Here is a 15,399-nt window from a genome sequence, read left to right on the forward strand (position 1 = left end):
ATCGGTTTCCAGCACTCGTCATCTGCCGCGGAGCGACGGTCGAATGCAAATGATCGTTTCGTCTGTTGAAGACATTGTCGGCGACCTACTCGCCTCTCTCGTTCCGCAACCTAGCTGGTCCACCAGCGCCGCGTGGCCTGGCACGTCTCCAGCGCCCGCTGGTAGCCGGCGCGGACTCGCAGCCGGGTCATGTATGCTTGCTCCGCATCACCGAACACCACACCGACGTTCTTCCGCGCCATCTCGAGCGCGTAGCCCACCGAAATGTCCGCCGCGGTGAACGCATCGCCGGCCATGTAGGGCCCGCGCTCCAGCCGTCGCGTCACCAGGCTCAATCGGGTCGTGAACACGTCCATCGCCTGCCGCGCGCTCCAGTTGTTGCGCTCGCTTTCAGGCGCAAGGTGCCGGGCTCCCGAAACGAAATAAAGCGAGGCTGCGAGGCCCGCCTCACCGAGGTGGAGAAACTGCTGATAGGCAGGAAAAGCAACATCATGTGCCGTGGGCGCCAGCGCTGTCGGCCCATACCGCCCCAAGATGTACTCCATGATCGCAACGGACTCGACCATCGTGACGTCGCCATCGCGGATCGCCGGAATGAATCCGGCGGGATTGATCGTCAGGAACTCGGCGTCGTTCTCGACCCCGGCCAGGAGATCCACGTCCCGCAGCCGGTACGGCAGCCCCATCTCTTCGAGCAACCAGACGACGCGGAAGCCTCTGCCCTCTCCGAACACAGTGATCATCGCTCGCAATCTCCTCCGTTGTCCGCTCCCAGGACGGCCCTCCGTTCGTCAGCCCGACATGCGGCCGGAGATTTTCTCAGCGGCTCCTCGAACTCCGGCTTGGCGCAGCACATCGTGATCAGACTCGAAGATGAAAAGACGCACTAAAGATGTCGGCGGCTAGCCCATCCCAAACCGTCCAAACAGGTGGGAGCACAGCCCGCTTTCAGGTCTGAAGCAGAAGCAGGCGACCAAGGCCCTCAATGGCTGCATTTGGCCCGCAGCGGGCATCCTAAGCCTACGAAACGAGCTGGGATCAGCGGCTCGAAAGTGTTTGGATAGCCCGCCAGGCTGCCTTTCGAACGTGACCGTCGACGTCCGAGGACAGCTGTGACAACACTGGTAGAATGTCAGGGACTGAAAACTTCTCGGCTAACTCGCAAGCCCATTGCCGGTGTCGGGCAAGCTCATCAACTTGGAATGCATCGAAAAGCGTTCGCCAATGGGCAGACTGGGCTCGCTGCCGCAGGACCCAAGCAGCTTCGCGCCGAATTTCATTTTCCGAGGCGTCGTTGTAGATGCGAAACACCGTCGGAAAATCTGCATCGACCCAGATTGTACCCAGCGTGCGAATAGCGGTTTGCCGTGTCGCTTTGGATGGATTTGCCAGTAGAGCTACCACAAGCTCGTGCGCCTCTTGCAAATCCCATTGTGCGACGACTTCACACGCTGTGCGCACAACGTATTCTGATGGATCACGGAGAGCCCTCAAAATGATAGAGCGCAACTCGCGCCCATGTGGGTGACGTCCGATTGCATCAATAGCCGCCCGTCGTTCAAATTGATCTTCGAGTCCGGCTGCGTTGGCCAGTGCCTTTAGTGCCGCCGCACCTTCTTGCAAGGCGAGTTTGCGTATGACTTGGTGGGTAGTCGGCGGGTGCGCGCCGGAGGGCGAATTGCAGGACACGACAGCGTTCCAATGTAGGATTGTTCTACTGTTGCACCAAGCGGGGCAGTTCTGCAATCGGCCCAACGCGGACTTTTCAGCCGACGCCGGCGACGTCGGCTCGCAGACATTAACTGGAAAAGGCCGGTGAAGGGACCAAGGAATCAAGCTCAGCTCGCGGGAACGACCGCGCGGTCCGTCAGCCACCCCAAGCCCTCTCCCGTCGTCGTCTGCGGCTTGTACTCGCAGCCGATCCAGCCGGGATAGCCGATCGCATCGAGGTGGCGGAACAGGAAGGCGTAGTTGATCTCGCCGGTGCCGGGCTCGTGGCGGCCCGGATTGTCGGCGAGCTGGATGTGGGCGATGCGGGCGAGATGCTTCTGCATCGTGCGGGCGAGATCGCCCTCCATGATCTGCATGTGGTAGATGTCGTACTGGACGAACAGATTGTCGGACTCGACCTCCGAGATCAGCTGAAGCGCTTGTGCCGTGCGGTTGAGGACAAAGCCGGGAATGTCGAGCGTGTTGATCGGCTCGATCAGCAGCTTGATCCCCTGCGCTTTCAGTGCGGTCGCGGCGAAGCGCAGGTTGCGGACCAGCACCTGGTTGAGCTCGCGCGGATCGGCATCGTCGGGCGCAATGCCGACGAGGCAGTTGAGCTGGCGGCAATCCAGCGCCTTCGCATACTCGATGGCGCGGCGAACGCCGTCGCGGAATTCGTCGACACGATCCGGCAGGATCGCGATGCCGCGCTCGCCCGCGGCCCAATTGCCGGCGGGCAGATTGTGCAGCACCTGCGTCAGCCCGTGACGCGCGAGCTGCTCGCGCAGCTCGGCCTTGTCGAAATCATACGGGAACAGGTATTCGACGCCGCCGAAGCCGGCCGCCTTGGCGGCGGCGAAGCGGTCGAGGAACGGCAGCTCGTTGAACAGCATCGTGAGGTTGGCGGCAAAACGCGGCATGTCATGGGTCCTCGACTGAGTGCGATGGCTGCGGTCAAGCCGGCTGCAAGGTGCGCGCCGGCTCGGCCGGCGTCTCGTCGACCGGCAGATCGAGCACCTCCTCGAACTCCACGACGTTGTCGATCTCGGTACCCATCGCGATGTTGGTGACGCGTTCGAGCACGAACTCGACCACGACAGGCACCTGGTATTCCGCCATCCATTCGCGCGCGGTCGCGAACGCAGCCTGCGCCTGGCGCGGGTCGGTGACGCGGATCGCCTTGCAGCCGAGGCCCTGCGCGACCGCGACGTGGTCGACGCCATAGCCGCCGACCTCCGGCGCGTTGATGTTCTCGAACGAGAGCTGCACCTGATAGTCCATCGAGAAGCCGCGTTGCGCCTGACGTATGAGGCCGAGATAGGCATTGTTCACGACGACGTGGATGTAAGGCAGGTTGAACTGCGCGCCGACCGCGAGCTCCTCGATCAGGAACTGGAAGTCGTAGTCGCCGGAGAGCGCGACGATCTCGCGCCTGGGATCGGCGGCGCGGACGCCGAGCGCGGCCGGCAGGGTCCAGCCGAGCGGCCCCGCCTGCCCCGCATTGATCCAGTGGCGCGGATGGTTGACGCTGAGGAACTGCGCGCCGCCGATCTGCGACAGGCCGATGACGCTGACATAGCAGGTGTCGCGGCCGAACGCCTTGTTCATCTCATGATAGACGCGCTGCGGCTTGATCGGCACCTGATCGAAATCGCTGCGCCGGAGCATCGTGTGCTTGCGATCCTGGCACGCCGCCGGCCACGCCTGCCGTTCGCGCAGTCTGCCCGCCTTGCGCCACTCGCGCGCGACGGTGATGAACAGCTCGAGCGCCGCCTTGGCGTCCGAGACGATGCCGAGATCGGGATTGAACACGCGGCCGATCTGGGTCGGCTCGATGTCGACATGCACGAAGCTGCGCCCCTTGGTGTAGGTCTCGAGCGATCCGGTGTGGCGGTTGGCCCAGCGGTTGCCGATGCCGAGCACGAAATCGCTCTCCAGGAAGTTGGCGTTGCCGTAGCGGTGGCTGGTCTGCAGGCCGACCATGCCGGCCATCAGCACATGATCGTCGGGGATGGCGCCCCAGCCCATCAGGGTCGGCACGACAGGCACGTTGACGGTCTCGGCGAAGGTGACGAGCAGATCACTGGCATCGGCGTTGATGATGCCGCCGCCCGCGACGATCAGCGGCCGCTCGGCGGCATTGAGCATTTCCAGCGCCTTCTCGATCTGCTTGCGGCTCGCCGCGGGCTTGTAGACCGGCAGCGGCGTGTAGGTCTCGTCGTCGAACTCGATCTCGGCGAGCTGCACGTCGAGCGGCAGGTCGATCAGCACCGGGCCCGGACGGCCCGAGCGCATGATGTGGAACGCCTGGCTGAACACCCGCGGCACGAGCCCGGGCTCGCGCACCGTCACCGCCCACTTGGTCACGGGCTTGGCGATCTGCTCGATGTCGACGGCCTGGAAATCCTCCTTGTGGAGCCGCGCGCGCGGCGCCTGGCCGGTGATGCAGAGGATCGGAATGGAGTCTGCAATCGCCGAATAGAGCCCGGTGATCATGTCGGTGCCGGCTGGGCCCGAGGTGCCGATGCACACGCCGATGTTGCCGGCCTTGGCGCGGGTGTAGCCCTCGGCCATGTGCGAGGCGCCCTCGACGTGGCGGGCGAGAATGTGGCGGATCGAGCCGCGCCGTTGCAGCGCGGAATACAGCGGATTGATCGCCGCGCCGGGAACGCCGAAGGCGCAGGTGACGCCTTCCTTCTCCAAGATTCGCACCGCAGCATCGATCGCCCGCATCTTCGCCATCTCGCGCTTCCTCTTTTGGTTGATGCGCGAGGATCGCTGCTGACGGCTGCGATCTCAATTCAGTCGTCGATTTTTCCCACGATGCGGCACGCTCGGCAAAACACGGGTGGCCTCAGTTAGTTAGGACGACAAACAGCTGACATGTCCTAACAGCATGACGGTTCGATGGTGCTATTCGAACAGCGGCGCGAGCTCCATCTGCGGCACCAGCACGAGGCCCTTGTCGGTGATACGAATTTCCGGAATGACCGATAGAGGAATCAAATTGAAGCCCATGTAGGGAATGGTGCAGCCGGCTTCCGCCCATTCCTTCTTGAGCAGCTTCACCTCCTCGGCGACCTCGGTGACGCGCTTGTCCGACAACAGGCCGGCGATCGGCAATGGAACCATCGCCCGCACCTTGCCGTCGGCCACGACACAGACGCCGCCCTGCTGCGCGCCGATCGCGGCGACGGCGGCCTGCATGTCGGCCTCGTTGGTACCGGCGACGATGATGTTGTGGCTGTCATGGCCGACGCTGGAGGCGACGGCGCCGCGCTTGAGGCCAAAGTCCTTCAAGAGCCCGTGCGCGACATTGCCGGCCGACTTGCCGTGGCGCTCGATCACGGCGACGAAGCAGAGACCGTAGCGCGCAAACAGCGTCTCCCAATCGTTGGCCGGCTCGATCGCGACCTTGTCGTGGATCAGCGTGATGCCGGGCAGCGCCGTCTTGATCGCATTGACGGTGCAGGCCTTGGTGGGCAGCTCCGGCGTCAGCGTCATCTGTCTTGGCAGCTTCACCGTGGCATAGGCGGCCTTCGGGTACTGATAGCGCTGCGACAGCGCCTGATCGAGCCGCGGCGTGATCTTGCCTTTGTCCACCACCAGCTCGCCGCCATACCAGGTCGATTGCGGCTTCAGGCCGTCGTCGAGCAGCACCAGATCGGCGCGGCGGCCACCGCCGAGACCGCCGATCTCGCCATCCATCGCAAAGCGCGTCGCGCCGTGCAGCGAGCCCATCGACCACGCCTGCTCCGGCGACAGCCCCGCCTTCACCGCCTCGCGCACCACCCAGTCGAGGCCGAACAGCATGAGATCATCGGCATCGCGATCGTCGGTGCACACGGCGGTGCGCTTGTGCGAGGCGCCGAGCTCGGTGACGGTGCGGATCGCCTGCGGCAGGCTGTGCCACGGCGTCGTCGGCGGACCACCGCGCAGAAAGATCCAGACGCCGGCATCGAGCAGGTCGTCGGCGATGTCGCGGTCGATCGCCTCATGGGTGTCGGTGACGCCGCTCGCCGCATAGGCGGCGACGAACTCGCGGCCATAGACATGGCCCGACACCGGCCGCCCGCGCTGCAGGGCCGCGGCGAGGATCGCATGGCTGCGCTCGTCGCCCATGCAGACCGGCACGAAATCCATCTTCTCGCCGAGCGCGACCGCCTCCGGCCAGCGATCGAACAGGCCGGCGATCTTGTCCGGCGTGAGATCGCCGCCCGCCGTCTCCAGCGCCGCCGAGGTCGCCGGCACGGTCGAGGGCACGGTGAGGAAGATCGACAGCGGCGCCTGCCGCGCATCCTCCAGCATCGCCTCGACGCCGGCGACGTCCATCACGTTGCCGATCTCGTGGCTGTCGCAGAAGATCGTCGTCGTGCCGTTGAGCAGCGCGGCCTCGGCATAGGCGCAGGCCGTGACCATCGAGGATTCGATGTGGATGTGCGGGTCGACCAGCCCCGGCGCGATGATGCCGCCGGCCGCGTCGTAGATGGCGAAGCCGCCGGGAAGCGCCTTGTGGGCGCCGGCCGGCTTCACCGCGGCCACGCGCCCGCCGGTGATCCACAGCTCGCGGCCGGGGAGAATGCGCTCCGAATAGGTCGACAGCACACGCGCCCCGGTGATCACGAGATCCGGCGCGACACGGCCGGAGGCGACGTCGGCGAGGCGCCGCGTCATACTGTGCAAAGGGGCGACCGAGAAGCGGGTGAGTTTGGACATGGCACAACTCGCTGGACGTGTTCGGGTGATCCGCCACGATGCTCACGTGCGGCGCGCCCGACTGCAAGTCCAAATAGGCCATCTCCCCGATCACGGTTTGGGCAGCTGGGCGAGGCCTGCCCTCCCCTCGCTACCGCTGCGCCGACCGTAGGCCTTCTTCAATCGAAGCATTCTCATCTTCGAGGAATGAAGCACTTCCTCAGTTAGGTCCTAGTGTCGACCCTTAGAATATTGTACTGCTCCTTAGCGCTCGCCGCGTCGCTGCCAATCTGGGTCAAAGTTTCCAAGAATTGGTTGAACGATGCCCCCGCAGGAAGATGAGCAAGAGCCGCATTCTGTTCAATAATTGCATCAAGCAAACCGACGTAATCAGAACGGCGCGCGACAAATGCTTCGCGCTCATCGAGATAGGACTTGTATTCTGCTGCGAACAAGAGCGTCGGCGACCTAGTCTCGCCTGCAGTGTTCTCAATCAAGCCCTTTCGTTCAAGATAAGACGGAGGCATAGAGGGGTTGTATTCACGATAGAAGAACAAGCGGTCTAGCGCGCAAGACTCCCACTCCTTGAACGCCTGCGCTTCGTCATCCGTCAAGTCCTTCAACAATGCTTTGGATAAGACCTTCTCTCTTGCCTTCTTCAAAGGCTCTTCCGCGAAGGCCGCGGTCTTTATGACAGCAACTTGGAATGCGTATTGGTCGCCAATTTGCGCGAGACCAACAGCATCATTCATGACCTTTAGCACTAGAGCAAATTCGCTCGGAACAAACCCTTGATATGCCGCAATCAATTTCTTCAGATTTGCGTATGCCTTGACACGCTCATCCCGGGCTTTGGTGAGCGCCGACAAAGCTTCTCCGTAAGCTACGATCGTTTCGAAGTCCGCGTACTTGTTGCGGAGGTACTCTAATTTCTTCTTCTTTACCGCCGCAATTACTACGGCTTGTTCGCGCGCAATTTTTGGCGTGATATCGGTGTACACGGTCACCTTTTTATAGTCGGCGCTATCTGGACCGCACGAGTAGGTGCCGTACGATATGAATTCCAGCTCAGCATTTTTGCGCGCGATATTGCGCCGCAATGCTCCCTGAAGGTCGATGTCAGCTCCGAGTTGCGATCGCAGCCGATCGGAAGCCGTCTGCGAATTTGTTAGCTGCTCCGCTAAACCGGCGCAGCCAGACAGAAATATCAGCGGTGCAATAAAAACGAGACGCATGCCCTCCCCCCTTAAAAGAGCAATTGTGGTCAAGTAATTAGCGCAACACCAAGTTGATTATCTATGTTTGTTCAACTTATCCCCACAATTTCGCTGGGATGATTTTCGCCCTTGCGATTGGGCCCGACTAGATCACCCCAAATTCATGGCCCCGATTCTGAATAGACTTTCGGCTTAGTTAGTGACTTCCTTTCCCCCATATGCCGAATTTTTGGCCATACTCCGGAGTGACGACGAGGATTGTCGACACGATGTGGGCTCAGTCATCGGCCTGTCGACCCTCATTGCCGCTGGACGGCAGCCCCACCGAGCGCCGCTGTCAACTCCGCGGCAATATCCCGCACCATGCCCCCGACCACCGGCACCCGCTCCTCCGTCAACCGGCTCGCCAGGCCGGACACCGAGATCGCGGCCACCGGCTCGCGGCAGGAATCGTGGACGACGGCGGCGATGCAGCGCAGGCCGAGCCTCGCCTCCTCGTCGTCGACGGCGTAGCCCTGGCGGCGGATGGTTTCGAGCTCGCGAAACAGGTCGCTGGCGCGGATGATCGATTTCTCGGTCAGGCGCGGCATGCCCTGGCGGTGGATGATGCCGTTGACGTCGTCATCGGAATAGGTCGCGAGCACCGCCTTGCCCATGCCGGAGGCGACCATGGCGAGGCGGCCCCCGACCTTGGTCAGCGAGCGCATGATCTCGCGGCTGTCCAGCCGCAGCAGAACCATCAGCGATTCATCGTCGACGACGGCGAGATTGGCGGTCTCGCGCGACTGGTCGCGCAGCCTTCGCAGATAGGGAATCGCCAACGCGACGAAATTGCGCCGACGCGTGAAGGTCGCGCCGACGGCAAAGCTCTGCGCGCCGACGTGCCATTTCGATTCCATGCGGTCGAACTGGACGAAGCGGCGCTTCTCGAGCGTGGTCAGCAGGCGATGAACGGTCGAGGTCGAAAGCCCGGCACGGACGGCGAGATCGCTGAGGCGATAACCTTCGTCGTCTTCGGCGAGAATCTCCAGGATCTGGAGCGCGCGGCCGACGGATTGCACGCCGCCGTCGCGGGGTTCGGCCGCAGCATCCGCGCGTGGCTCGATCGTCTTGCGACGGATCACGTGGCGCCTCTCTGCACCGCCCTCACAGGCGGCGCCGTTGCCGGACGGACGGATCTTGCTTCGTCACGCTATCAAAGAAAGTGCCGCCCCGGCGAGACGCCGGAGCGGCATTCGCATCGATTTGACTTAGAGCAGGCCCGCGCCGCGCGCCCACTTGTACTTGGCGCCGAGCACCTCGACCGGCAGCTCGGTCGAATAGGCATAGGCCGGGATGCCGTTCTGGTAGAGATATTCGGCGGCCTCCTCGACCTCGACGTCGCCGGCGAGCGAGGCGACGATCGGCTTGACGAAGCCCTTGGCCTCCATCTCCTTCTTCACCTCGACCATGTTGCGCGCGAACACCATCGGCGGGGTCACGATCGTGTGCCAGTAGCCGAGGATCAGCGCGTGGATGCGCTCGTCCGACAGGCCGAGCTTGACCGTGTTCACATAGGTGATCGGCGGCTCGCCGCCGGTGATGTCGACCGGGTTGCCGGCGGCACCGAACGGCGGGATGAACTTGCGGAAGGCGGCATCGAGATCCGGCGGCATGGTCATCAGCGACAGGCCGTTGTCGACGACGGCATCGGACAGCAGCACGCCCGAGCCGCCGGCGCCGGTGATGATGAGGACGTTCTCACCCTTCGGCGTCGGCAGCACCGGCACGCCACGGGCAAACTCGAGCAGCTGGCGCAGCGAGCGGGCACGGATGACGCCCGACTGCTTCAGCACGTCCTCATAGATCTTGTCGTTGCCGGCGAGCGCGCCGGTGTGCGACGAGGCCGCCTTGGCGCCAGCCGAGGTGCGGCCGGCCTTGAGCACGATGACCGGCTTCTTCTTGGAGACGCGCTTGGCGGCTTCCGCAAAGGCGCGGCCGTCCTTGAGGTCCTCGCAGTGCTGCGCGATCAGGTTGGTGTTGGGGTCCTGCTCGAAGAAGGCGAGCAGATCGTCCTCGTCGATATCGGACTTGTTGCCGAGGCCGACGATGGCAGACACACCCATTTTCGCCGAGCGCGAAAAACCGATGATCGCCATGCCGATGCCGCCCGACTGCGACGACAGCGCCGCGTGGCCCTTGACGTCGTAGGCGGTGCAGAAGGTCGCGCAGAGATTGGCCGGCGTGTAGTAGAAGCCGTAGATGTTCGGCCCCATCAGGCGGACATTGTACTTCTTGCCGATCTCGACGATCTCAGCCTGCAGCTCCGGCTCGTTGGCTTCGGCAAAGCCCGAGGGAATCAGCACCGCGCCGGGGATCTGCTTCTCGCCGCATTCGGTCAGCGCGCCGGCGACGAACTTGGCGGGGATCGCGAACACCGCCGTGTCGATCACGCCGGGCACGTCCTTGACGCTCTTGTAGGCCTTGTAGCCGAGGATCTCGGAGGCCTTCGGGTGGATCGGGTAGATCTGGCCCTTGTAGCCGCCGTTGATCAGGTTCTTCATCACGGAGTTGCCGATCTTGCCGTCCTCGGCGGAGGCGCCGATCACGGCGACCGCCTGGGGCTTCATGATGCGGTTCATCGCGGTGACGATTTCCTCGTTCGAGCGCGGCGCCGGACGGGGCTTGTAGTCGAAATCGACGACGATGCGGACGTCGGCCGCAATCGCGCCGGTCTTGGTCGCGAACACCGGATTGAGGTCGAGCTCGACGATTTCAGGGAAATCGCTGACCAGCTTCGACACCTTGACGATGACGTCCGCCAGCGCCTCGCGGCTCACGGCATCGCCGCCGCGCACGCCCTTCAACATTTCGTGGGCTTGGATGCCGTCGAGCATCGACAGGGCATCGTCCTTGGTCGCGGGGGCGAGGCGGAATGTCACATCCTTCAGCACCTCGACCAGCACGCCGCCGAGGCCGAAGGCCACCAGCTTGCCGAACGAACCGTCGGTGATCGAACCGACGATCACCTCGGTACCGCCGGTCAGCATCTGCTGCACCTGGATGCCTTCGATCTTGGCGTCGGCCTTGTACTTCTTCGCATTCGCGAGAATGGTCTCATACGCTGTCTTCGCATCGTCGGCAGTCTTGACGCCGACAATGACGCCGCCGGCTTCCGTCTTATGCAGAATGTCCGGCGAGACGATCTTCATCACGACCGGAAAACCCATGTCGCCCGCGAGCTTGGCCGCCTCGGCCGCAGACTTCGCCAGGCCCTCCTTCGGCACCGGAATGCCGTAGGCGTCGCACACGATCTTGCCTTCGGGCGCGGTGAGGCTGGTGCGTTTATCCGCCTTCACACGATCGAGAACGTCTCGGATCGTGGCCTTGGCATTCGGGATGGCGTCAGACATCGGGGCTTCCTCCTGGAGATTGCTGGTCGTTTATGGCATTTGGTATGCCAGACGCAAACTTTGTCAAGCGCGACGAAGATGTGGACACGCTGAAAAAGCTCGCAGCTTGACATCCTGGCATCTGGTATGCCAAAAAACTTGGACGCAAAATGCTGTAAACAAGCATCTCCCAAGGAGAGGAGACGGTCTTGTCTACAGAAAAAACGAACAAGGCATTGCCCATCATGGCCGAGGCCGACATCGCGATCGCTCGCATCGCCCCGGAGACGAGCTTCAAGAATAAGGCCTATGAGGCCTTGAAAGAAGCCATTCTGAAGATGGACATCTACGCCTCGCCCGAGCCTGTCATGCTCGACGAGCGCGCTCTCTCCGAGCGCCTCGGTGTCAGCCGCACGCCCATTCGCGAAGCGATCGCGATGCTGGAGCAGGACGGCTTCGTGAAGACCGTGCCGCGCCGTGGCATCGTCGTGGTGCGCCGGACCAAGAGCGAGATCGTCGACATGATCCGCGCCTGGGCGGCGCTTGAGAGCATGGCGGCGCGGCTGATCACGACGATCGCGCGCAAGAAGGACATCTCGGCGCTGCGCGACTACTTCAAGGACTTCGGCAAGGACCGCCCGCCGCAGGAGCACGTCGAGGAGTATTCCAAGGCGAACATCGCGTTTCATCAGGCGCTGATCTCGCTGTCGGAATCGCCCGTGTTGGTCGACATGACCAACGACATCCTGCTGCACGTGCGCGGCTATCGCCAGCTCACGATCGGGCGCACCGATCGTATCGCGGCCTCCCTGCCCGAGCATCTCGCGATCATCGAGGCGCTGGAGGAACGCAACACCGAGCTCGCCGAGAAGCGCGCCCGTGATCACACGCTGGGCCTCGCGACCTATGTCGAGACGCACGGCCAGGAATTATTCAGCTGACAGGTTCAAACAGAAGAAGACGCCGCAAAGCGCCTTCGTAGACGACCAGGGAGAGAGGCGCATGGCGCAGACTGCTGTTAAGACCGAGGCACCCGACACGCACGAGGAGCTCACGGACGGTTTTCATCTCGTCATCGACGCGATGAAGCTGAACGGGATCGACACGATCTACAACGTGCCGGGCATTCCGATCACCGATCTCGGTCGCATGGCGCAGGCTGAAGGCATCCGCGTGCTCTCCTTCCGTCACGAGCAGAACGCCGGCTACGCCGCCGCGATCGCCGGCTTCCTCACCAAGAAGCCGGGCGTCTGCCTCACCGTCTCCGCTCCCGGCTTTCTCAACGGACTCACTGCGCTCGCGCATGCGACGACGAACTGCTTCCCGATGATCCTGGTCTCGGGCTCCTCGGAGCGAGAGATCGTCGACCTTCAGCAGGGCGACTATGAAGAGATGGATCAGCTCGCGATCGCCAAGCCGCTGTGCAAGGCGGCGTTCCGCGTGCTGCACGCCCAGGACATCGGCATCGGCTTCGCCCGCGCGATCCGCGCCGCCGTCTCGGGACGTCCGGGCGGCGTCTATCTCGACCTGCCGGCAAAGCTGTTCGGCCAGGTGATGAACGCGCAAGCCGGCGCGGCCTCACTGGTCAAGGTGATCGATCCGGCCCCGGCGCAGATCCCCTCGCCCGACTCGGTGAAGCGCGCGCTCGATCTGTTGAAGAACGCGAAACGTCCGCTGATCATCCTCGGCAAGGGCGCGGCCTACGCGCAGGCCGACGAGGCGATCAAGACCTTCGTCGAGAAGAGCGGCGTGCCGTTCCTGCCGATGAGCATGGCCAAGGGCCTGCTGCCCGACCTGCATCCGCAGTGCGCCGGCGCGGCGCGCTCGACCGTGCTGAAGGACTCCGACGTCGTCATGCTGATCGGCGCCCGCCTCAACTGGCTGTTGTCGCACGGCAAGGGCAAGAGCTGGGGCGAACAGCCGAAGAAGTTCATCCAGGTCGACATCGAGCCGAAGGAGATGGACTCCAACGTCGAGATCGCGGCCCCCGTGGTCGGCGACATCGGCTCGGTCGTCACGGCTTTCAGCGAGGCGATGGGCAGCAACTGGCCCAAGGCTTCGGTCGAGTGGCTGAGCGCGGTGCAGAAGAAGCGCGAGGACAACGTCGCCAAGATGGCGCCGCGGCTGATGAACAACAACTCACCGATGGACTATCACGGCGCGCTCGGCGTGCTCCGCACCATCATCAAGGAGCGTCCGGACGCGATCCTGGTCAACGAGGGCGCCAACACGCTCGACCTCGCCCGCGGCGTCATCGACATGTACCAGCCGCGCAAGCGCCTCGACGTCGGCACCTGGGGTGTCATGGGCATCGGCATGGGCTCGGCGATCGCCGCCGCCGTCGAGACCGGTAAGCCGGTGCTGGCGATCGAGGGCGACAGCGCCTTCGGCTTCTCCGGCATGGAGGTCGAGACGATCTGTCGCTACAATCTTCCGATCTGCGTCGTTATCTTCAACAACGACGGCATCTATCGCGGCACCGACCAGAACTCGGCGGGCGACGACCCGGCGACCACCGTGTTCGTCAAGGGCGCGCGCTATGACAAGATGATGGAGGCCTTCGGCGGCGTTGGCGTCAACGCGACCTCGCCAGACGAGCTGAAGCGCGCCGTCAACGAAGCGATGGATTCCGGCAAGCCGACCTTGATCAACGCCGTGATCGATCCTGCTGCGGGATCCGAGAGCGGCCGTATCGGCAACCTCAATCCGCAGAGCGTGCTGACGAAGAAGAAGTAAAGGCCACCCGCAAGGACATCAGATGCCCGCTGTCGCGGGATGACCAATCGTTACGGAGAGCAAGACATGACCAAGGCGCTCGAGGGCGTTCGCATTCTCGATTTCACCCACGTCCAGTCCGGACCGACCTGCACGCAGCTGCTGGCCTGGTTCGGCGCCGACGTGATCAAGGTCGAGCGGCCGGGCGTGGGTGACATCACCCGCGGCCAGCTTCAGGACATTCCCAACGTGGACAGCCTCTATTTCACGATGCTGAACCACAACAAGCGGTCGATCACGCTCGACACCAAGAACCCCAAGGGCAAGGAGGTTCTGACCGAGCTGATCAAGAAGTGCGACGTGCTGGTCGAGAATTTCGGCCCCGGCGTGCTCGATCGCATGGGCTTCCCCTGGGAGAAGATCCAGGCGATCAACCCGAAGATGATCGTCGCCTCGATCAAGGGCTTCGGCCCTGGTCCCTACGAGGACTGCAAGGTCTATGAGAACGTCGCGCAGTGCACCGGCGGCGCCGCCTCGACCACCGGCTTCCGTGACGGCCTGCCGCTGGTCACCGGCGCGCAGATCGGCGATTCCGGCACCGGCCTGCACCTCGCCCTCGGCATCGTCACCGCGCTCTATCAGCGCACCCACACCGGCCGTGGCCAGCGCGTCACCGCCGCGATGCAGGACGGCGTCTTGAACCTCTGCCGCGTCAAGCTGCGCGACCAGCAGCGCCTCGAGCACGGCCCGCTCAAGGAATACAGCCAGTTCGGCGAGGGCGTGCCGTTCGGCGACGCCGTGCCGCGCGCCGGCAATGATTCCGGCGGCGGCCAGCCCGGTCGCATCCTGAAGTGCAAGGGCTGGGAAACCGACCCGAACGCCTACATCTACTTCATCACCCAGGCTCCGGTCTGGGAGAAGATCTGCGACGTGATCGGCGAGCCGACCTGGAAGACCGACCCGAACTACGCCAAGCCCGCTGCCCGCCTGCCGCGCCTGAACGAGATCTTCGGCCGGATCGAGCAGTGGACCATGACCAAGACCAAGTTCGAGGCCATGGACATCTTGAACGAGTTCGACATCCCCTGCGGCCCGATCCTGTCGATGAAGGAGATCGCCGAGGACGAGTCGCTGCGCAAGACCGGCACCCTGGTCGAGGTCGACCACCCGACCCGCGGCAAGTATCTCTCGGTCGGCAACCCGATCAAGCTGTCGGACAGCCCGGCCGACGTCACGCGCTCGCCGCTGCTCGGCGAGCACACCGACGAGATCCTGCGCCAGGTGCTGGGCTTCAGCGACCACCAGGTCGCCGAGATCCACGACTCCGGCGCCCTCGATCCGCCGCGCAAGGAGGCGGCGGAGTAAGCGGCGGTTAGCGCCAGAGAAGACAGGTGCGGCGCGATTGCCGTCGCACATGCCTCCCATCGACATCAAGCCGCCGGCATCCTCCGGCGGCTTTCGATTGTCGCATTCGGCGAGTGAACCTCTCCACCCCACGGTAACCTTGGTCTCGGCCTCCGGCGATGATCGCGCCCAGATCGAGAATGTCTGCTAGCCAGAACGCCGCGGACGTGGCGCAGTCGTCGGCGGCTCGACTGCTTTTGACCCTGGCTATGTGAAAACGCTGCGCGGCTGTTATGATTCTCCAGTGATTCTTTTGGGGGAATCGATGAGGCGCTTCGTTGAAGAGG

The 15,399-nt window shown here is 63.6% G+C and carries 11 protein-coding genes; 3 read left to right on the forward strand and 8 right to left on the reverse strand.

Annotated features, from left to right (window positions below; translation table 11 throughout):
* Positions 1 to 110: 110 nt before the first annotated feature.
* The 8 genes from QW861_RS33085 to QW861_RS33120 all read right to left on the reverse strand — a co-directional run bounded on the left by QW861_RS33085 (position 111) and on the right by QW861_RS33120 (position 11,014).
* Positions 111 to 743, reverse strand: a complete 633-nt coding sequence (locus QW861_RS33085) for a glutathione S-transferase family protein (RefSeq protein ID WP_316171909.1) — start codon at positions 741 to 743, stop codon at positions 111 to 113.
* Between the two features lie 295 nt (positions 744 to 1,038).
* Entirely contained in the window at positions 1,039 to 1,623 is a 585-nt protein-coding gene (locus QW861_RS33090; RefSeq protein ID WP_316171908.1) for a HEAT repeat domain-containing protein, read from the reverse strand.
* Between the two features lie 215 nt (positions 1,624 to 1,838).
* Positions 1,839 to 2,630: a hydroxypyruvate isomerase gene (gene hyi, locus QW861_RS33095; protein ID WP_316194006.1), complete on the reverse strand. Its 792-nt coding sequence runs from the start codon at positions 2,628 to 2,630 to the stop codon at positions 1,839 to 1,841.
* A 34-nt stretch (positions 2,631 to 2,664) separates the two neighbouring features.
* A complete protein-coding gene (gene gcl, locus QW861_RS33100; protein WP_316194007.1) occupies positions 2,665 to 4,452 on the reverse strand; it encodes a glyoxylate carboligase in 1,788 nt (595 codons plus the stop codon).
* Between the two features lie 171 nt (positions 4,453 to 4,623).
* Entirely contained in the window at positions 4,624 to 6,426 is a 1,803-nt protein-coding gene (locus QW861_RS33105) for an adenine deaminase (RefSeq protein ID WP_316194008.1), read from the reverse strand.
* A gap of 203 nt (positions 6,427 to 6,629) precedes the next feature.
* Entirely contained in the window at positions 6,630 to 7,640 is a 1,011-nt protein-coding gene (locus QW861_RS33110; RefSeq protein WP_315828563.1) for a hypothetical protein, read from the reverse strand.
* 281 nt (positions 7,641 to 7,921) lie between these two features.
* A complete protein-coding gene (locus tag QW861_RS33115; RefSeq protein ID WP_316194009.1) occupies positions 7,922 to 8,746 on the reverse strand; it encodes an IclR family transcriptional regulator in 825 nt (274 codons plus the stop codon).
* A gap of 126 nt (positions 8,747 to 8,872) precedes the next feature.
* Positions 8,873 to 11,014, reverse strand: coding sequence for an acetate--CoA ligase family protein (locus tag QW861_RS33120; protein WP_315754566.1), 2,142 nt, complete (start codon positions 11,012 to 11,014; stop codon positions 8,873 to 8,875).
* A 188-nt stretch (positions 11,015 to 11,202) separates the two neighbouring features.
* On the opposite strand from QW861_RS33120, the gene QW861_RS33125 reads away from it, so the two are divergent.
* The 3 genes from QW861_RS33125 to frc all read left to right on the forward strand — a co-directional run bounded on the left by QW861_RS33125 (position 11,203) and on the right by frc (position 15,073).
* Positions 11,203 to 11,934: a GntR family transcriptional regulator gene (locus tag QW861_RS33125; protein WP_315718407.1), complete on the forward strand. Its 732-nt coding sequence runs from the start codon at positions 11,203 to 11,205 to the stop codon at positions 11,932 to 11,934.
* Between the two features lie 61 nt (positions 11,935 to 11,995).
* Positions 11,996 to 13,729 carry an oxalyl-CoA decarboxylase gene (oxc, locus tag QW861_RS33130; protein ID WP_315754568.1) on the forward strand — a complete coding sequence of 578 codons (1,734 nt, stop codon included), beginning with the start codon at positions 11,996 to 11,998 and terminating at the stop codon, positions 13,727 to 13,729.
* 66 nt (positions 13,730 to 13,795) lie between these two features.
* Positions 13,796 to 15,073 (forward strand): formyl-CoA transferase, encoded by a 1,278-nt coding sequence (gene frc, locus QW861_RS33135; protein WP_315718405.1) that lies wholly within the window; start codon positions 13,796 to 13,798, stop codon positions 15,071 to 15,073.
* Positions 15,074 to 15,399 lie beyond the last annotated feature (326 nt).

This window comes from Bradyrhizobium sp. SZCCHNRI1029, from assembly GCF_032487555.1.
Lineage (GTDB): Bacteria > Pseudomonadota > Alphaproteobacteria > Rhizobiales > Xanthobacteraceae > Bradyrhizobium.

Coding starts and splice junctions, on each gene's coding strand:
- QW861_RS33085 (WP_316171909.1), bottom strand. CDS start 743: ATGATCACTGTGTTCGGAGAGGGCAGAGGCTTCCGCGTCGTCTGGTTG.
- oxc (WP_315754568.1), top strand. CDS start 11,996: ATGGCGCAGACTGCTGTTAAGACCGAGGCACCCGACACGCACGAGGAG.
- frc (WP_315718405.1), top strand. CDS start 13,796: ATGACCAAGGCGCTCGAGGGCGTTCGCATTCTCGATTTCACCCACGTC.
- gcl (WP_316194007.1), bottom strand. CDS start 4,452: ATGGCGAAGATGCGGGCGATCGATGCTGCGGTGCGAATCTTGGAGAAG.
- hyi (WP_316194006.1), bottom strand. CDS start 2,630: ATGCCGCGTTTTGCCGCCAACCTCACGATGCTGTTCAACGAGCTGCCG.
- QW861_RS33110 (WP_315828563.1), bottom strand. CDS start 7,640: ATGCGTCTCGTTTTTATTGCACCGCTGATATTTCTGTCTGGCTGCGCC.
- QW861_RS33120 (WP_315754566.1), bottom strand. CDS start 11,014: ATGTCTGACGCCATCCCGAATGCCAAGGCCACGATCCGAGACGTTCTC.
- QW861_RS33105 (WP_316194008.1), bottom strand. CDS start 6,426: ATGTCCAAACTCACCCGCTTCTCGGTCGCCCCTTTGCACAGTATGACG.